The following is a 4,823-nucleotide window of genomic DNA, read 5'->3' on the forward strand; positions in this document are numbered from 1 at the left end:
GTTCGCCCAGGCGGCGACGTCCAACCCGGAGGGCGCGACCGTGCAACGCGCCGACGCCGACGGGCGCACCGTCGCCCAGCTGATCGTCGACCACGTCGCCGACGCGAACCAGGCGTCGCAGCCCGGGTCGGTCGGGGTGGTCGTCGGGGCGACGGTCTTTCAGGCGCCCGACCTCAGCGCCATCGGCGGGCCGGTGCTGGTGCCCGGCGTCGGGGCGCAGGGCGGTCGGCCCGACGCGCTCGCCGGGCTGGGCGGGGCCCCACCCGAGCACCTGTTACCGGCGGTGTCACGGGAGGTGTTGCGCGCCGGTCCGAGCGTGTCCGACCTGCGCGCGGCGGCCGAACGGATGCGCGACGCCGTCGCCTACCTGGCCGGATAGCCGCCTCGCCCGGCGCGGCGACACGCGCGAAGGGCGACGAAATTGCGTGATCCACGGCACTGACGGCCCCGGTCGGCGCCCGCAACAGCGCCGAATAACCCGTCGTCGCGGCGCGCTGAGCGCCATTGACACCAGCCTGGCCAGCAAAAGCGCAGGTCAAACGGCTTGTTATCGGTCCGTCACCGATCCCGACCGGCGGTGGACGAGCGTTCACCGGGTCGGTCTCCGAGCCGCGCTGTGGGGCGCCGAGCGACAGCTGACGGGGGCGTCAGGAGCGGTCCATGCAGGACAAATGCCCCCGAAACCGGGGGGTCGGGTTAGATTTCGTCAGGGACCGTGAGTACGGTCGTCTGCGCTGGCCTGGAGTACCCGGCTGAGACAAACGACGATCGATTGTTATCGATGAGAGACGGAGGAATCGTGGCCCTTCCCCAGTTGACCGACGAGCAGCGCGCGGCCGCGTTGGAGAAGGCTGCCGCCGCACGTCGAGCACGAGCAGAGCTCAAGGATCGGCTCAAGCGCGGCGGCACCAACCTCTCGCAGGTGCTGAAGGATGCCGAGACCGACGAAGTGTTGGGCAAGATGAAGGTGTCCGCGCTGCTGGAGGCGCTGCCGAAGGTAGGCAAGGTCAAGGCGCAAGAGATCATGACCGAACTGGAGATCGCCCCCACCCGCCGCCTGCGGGGTCTGGGCGACCGCCAGCGCAAGGCGCTGTTGGAGAAGTTCGGTTCTGCCTAGCCCGCGCCGGTGAGCGCAAGCGGGGGACCGGACGACAATCACACCGCACCTCTCGGGCGAGCCGCCCCGGGCCGGGTGGTCGTGCTGTCCGGTCCCTCTGCTGTCGGTAAGTCGACAGTGGTCCGATGCCTGCGTGACCGCGTCCCCGACCTGCACTTCAGCGTCTCCGCGACGACGCGGGCGCCGCGGCCGGGCGAAGTGGACGGTGTCGACTACCGCTTTGTCAGTCCCGACCAATTCCAGCGCCTGATCGACGAGGGTGAGCTGCTGGAATGGGCCGAGATCCATGGCGGGTTGCACCGATCGGGCACGCTGGCCCAGCCGGTGCGGGCCGCCACCGCGGCCGGGGTCCCGGTGCTCATCGAGGTCGATCTGGCCGGAGCGCGGGCGGTGAAGGAGGCGATGCCAGAAGCCATCACCGTCTTCCTGGCCCCGCCCACCTGGGCAGATCTGGAAGCCAGGCTGGTCGGTCGCGGCACCGAGACCCCCGAGGTCATTCAGCGCCGACTGGACACCGCACGCATCGAATTGGCAGCTCAAACCGACTTTGACGTGGTGGTGGTGAACCGTCAATTAGAGTCTGCGTGCGCAGAATTGGTATCCTTGCTGGTGGGAACCGCTCCGGGTGCCCAAGAGCCATCCATTTCTTAGTTTTCTGAAACCGTTTAAGCCGCCAGGAGATTAGCTACGTGAGTATTTCGCCGTCCGACGGGTCGCTGACCGCCGTCCCTGCCGGGGATCAATTCGAATCCTCGTCGCCCGCGGCCGAGGCCTATGACACCCCGCTGGGTATCACCAACCCGCCCATTGACGAGTTGCTGGACCGCGTCTCGAGCAAATACGCCCTGGTGATCTACGCCGCCAAGCGGGCCCGTCAGATCAACGACTACTACAACCAGCTCGGCGAGGGCATCCTCGAATACGTCGGCCCGCTGGTCGAGCCGGGCCTGCAGGAGAAGCCGCTTTCGATCGCCCTGCGCGAAATCCACGCCGACCTGCTCGAACACACCGAAGGCGAGTAACAAGGCAGTGCCGGAGCTGATGGACCGCAAACGGATTGTCGTCGGCGTCTCCGGAGGCATCGCCGCCTACAAGGCGTGCACCGTGGTCCGTCAGCTCAGCGAGGCCGGACACCAGGTCCGCGTCATCCCCACCGAGTCCGCGTTGCGGTTCGTCGGCGCCGCCACCTTCGAGGCGCTATCCGGTCAGCCGGTCCACACCGGCGTCTTCACCGATGTGTCCGAAGTGCCGCACGTCCGGCTCGGCCAACAAGCCGACCTGGTGGTGGTGGCGCCGGCCACCGCCGACCTGCTGGCCCGCGCCGTATCCGGCCGCGCCGATGACCTGCTCACCGCGACGCTGCTGACCGCGCGGTGTCCGGTTCTGTTCGCTCCCGCGATGCACACCGAGATGTGGTTGCACCCGGCCACCGTCGACAACGTCGCGACCTTGCGCCGGCGCGGCGCGGTCGTCCTGGAACCGGCATCGGGCCGGCTGACCGGTGCTGACAGCGGGGCGGGCCGACTGCCCGAGGCCGAGGAGATCACCACCCTGGCCCAGCTGCTGCTGGAGCGGCACGACTCGCTGCCCTACGACCTCGCCGGCCGCAAGATCCTGGTCACCGCGGGCGGCACCCGCGAGGCGATCGACCCGGTGCGCTTCATCGGCAACCGCAGTTCGGGCAAGCAGGGTTACGCCGTAGCGCGGGTGGCCGCTCAGCGCGGCGCCGACGTGACGCTGATCGCCGGCCACACCGCTGGGCTGATCGACCCGGCCGGCGTCGAAGTGGTGCACATCAGCTCCGCGCAGCAGCTCTCCGACGCGGTGTCCAAGCACGCACCCGACGCCGACGTGCTGGTCATGGCCGCCGCGGTCGCCGACTTCCGGCCCACTCACGTGGCCACCGCCAAGATCAAAAAGAGCGCCGACGCCCAGGAGGCGCCGCCGGCCATCGAGCTCGTCCGCAACGACGACGTGCTGGCCGGCGCGGTGCGGGCGCGCGGCCACGGTCAGCTGCCCAACATGCGGGCCATCGTCGGCTTCGCGGCGGAGACCGGCGACGCCAACGGCGATGTGCTGTTCCATGCCCGGGCGAAATTGCAGCGCAAGGGCTGCGATTTACTGGTCGTCAATGCCGTCGGCGACGGCAGGGCATTCGAGGTGGACAGCAACGACGGCTGGCTACTGGCGTCGGACGGCACCGAGTCCGCATTGGAGCACGGGTCCAAGACGCTGATGGCGAGCCGTATCGTGGATGCGATCGTCGCGTTCCTGGAGAACGACAGCGGGTAGCGTGCCGGGCAGCGCGGCCCGCCGGGATTGACCCGCGGTTGCGCGCTGCCGGACCGGAAACAATAATTCGCCTAACTAATCTTTAGGCTGCAGGACTGGAAGGATGACAGGGTGAGCGAGAAGGGGCGGCTGTTTACCAGCGAGTCGGTGACCGAGGGGCATCCAGACAAGATCTGTGACGCGATCAGTGACTCGGTCCTCGACGCACTGCTGGCGGGCGATCCCCGCTCCCGCGTCGCGGTCGAGACGCTGGTGACCACCGGGCAGGTCCACGTGGTGGGTGAGGTGACCACGTCGGCGAAGGAGGCGTTCGCCGACATCACCAACACGGTCCGCGAGCGCATCCTCGACATCGGCTACGACTCGTCGGACAAGGGCTTCGACGGCGCCACCTGCGGGGTGAACATCGGTATCGGCGCGCAGTCGCCCGACATCGCTCAGGGCGTCGACACCGCTCACGAGGCCCGCGTAGAGGGCGCGGCCGACCCGCTGGACTCCCAGGGCGCCGGCGACCAGGGCTTGATGTTCGGCTACGCGATCAACGACACGCCGGAGCTGATGCCCTTGCCGATCGCGCTGGCGCACCGCCTGTCGCGGCGGCTGACCGAGGTCCGCAAGAACGGGGTGCTGGCCTACCTGCGTCCGGACGGCAAGACGCAGGTCACCATCGCCTACGAGGACAACGTGCCGGTGCGGCTGGACACCGTGGTGGTGTCCACCCAGCACGCGGCCGAAGTCGACCTGGAAAAGCAACTGGACCCCGACATCCGCCAGCACGTGCTGCAGAGCGTGCTCGACGAGCTCGCCCACGAAACGTTGGACTCGTCGGCGACGCGGGTGCTGGTCAACCCGACCGGCAAGTTCGTGCTGGGCGGCCCGATGGGGGATGCCGGGCTGACCGGTCGCAAGATCATCGTCGACACCTACGGCGGCTGGGCTCGCCATGGAGGCGGCGCCTTCTCCGGCAAGGACCCGTCGAAGGTGGACCGCTCCGCGGCGTACGCGATGCGCTGGGTGGCCAAGAACGTCGTCGCCGCCGGCCTGGCGGATCGGGTCGAGGTGCAGGTGGCTTACGCCATCGGCAAGGCGGCCCCGGTCGGCCTGTTCGTCGAGACGTTCGGCTCCGAGGCGGTGGATCCGGTCAAGATCGAGAAGGCCATCGGCGAAGTGTTCGACCTGCGGCCCGGAGCGATCATCCGGGACCTGAACCTGCTGCAGCCGATCTACGCGCAGACGGCGGCCTACGGTCACTTCGGACGCACCGACGTCGACCTGCCGTGGGAGCGGCTGGACAAGGTCGACGATCTGAAGAACGCGATCTAATCCCCCCGCGAGCAGACGCAAAATCGCGTTAGACGGCCCTGCCGCGTGCGACTTTGCGTCTGCTCGCGCGGGTGAGGGGACGGTCGAGGGG

The 4,823-nt window shown here is 68.7% G+C and carries 6 protein-coding genes; all 6 read left to right on the forward strand.

The features are described 5' to 3' along the window. A partial coding sequence (locus tag A9W95_RS18225) for an orotidine 5'-phosphate decarboxylase / HUMPS family protein (RefSeq protein WP_172826650.1) occupies nt 1-379 on the forward strand: 379 nt, incomplete at its 5' end. Between the two features lie 420 nt (nt 380-799). Then, nucleotides 800-1,117 carry an integration host factor, actinobacterial type gene (mihF, locus tag A9W95_RS18230; RefSeq protein WP_067415791.1) on the forward strand — a complete coding sequence of 106 codons (318 nt, stop codon included), beginning with the start codon at nt 800-802 and terminating at the stop codon, nt 1,115-1,117. 9 nt (nt 1,118-1,126) lie between these two features. Beyond that, nucleotides 1,127-1,768 carry a guanylate kinase gene (gene gmk / locus A9W95_RS18235; protein WP_082983165.1) on the forward strand — a complete coding sequence of 214 codons (642 nt, stop codon included), beginning with the start codon at nt 1,127-1,129 and terminating at the stop codon, nt 1,766-1,768. A gap of 38 nt (nt 1,769-1,806) precedes the next feature. Next, the gene (gene rpoZ, locus A9W95_RS18240; protein WP_067415794.1) at nt 1,807-2,139 is read left to right on the forward strand and encodes a DNA-directed RNA polymerase subunit omega; all 333 of its coding nucleotides are present in this window, start codon (nt 1,807-1,809) and stop codon (nt 2,137-2,139) included. Between the two features lie 16 nt (nt 2,140-2,155). Continuing rightward, complete coding sequence (gene coaBC / locus A9W95_RS18245; protein ID WP_156746272.1) at nt 2,156-3,409, forward strand: bifunctional phosphopantothenoylcysteine decarboxylase/phosphopantothenate--cysteine ligase CoaBC; 1,254 nt, start codon at nt 2,156-2,158, stop codon at nt 3,407-3,409. Between the two features lie 111 nt (nt 3,410-3,520). Beyond that, nucleotides 3,521-4,732, forward strand: coding sequence for a methionine adenosyltransferase (metK, locus tag A9W95_RS18250; protein WP_067415797.1), 1,212 nt, complete (start codon nt 3,521-3,523; stop codon nt 4,730-4,732). The last annotated feature ends 91 nt before the right edge of the window (nt 4,733-4,823 follow it).

The sequence above is a fragment of the Mycobacterium sp. 1423905.2 genome, from assembly GCF_001673155.1.
Lineage (GTDB): Bacteria > Actinomycetota > Actinomycetes > Mycobacteriales > Mycobacteriaceae > Mycobacterium.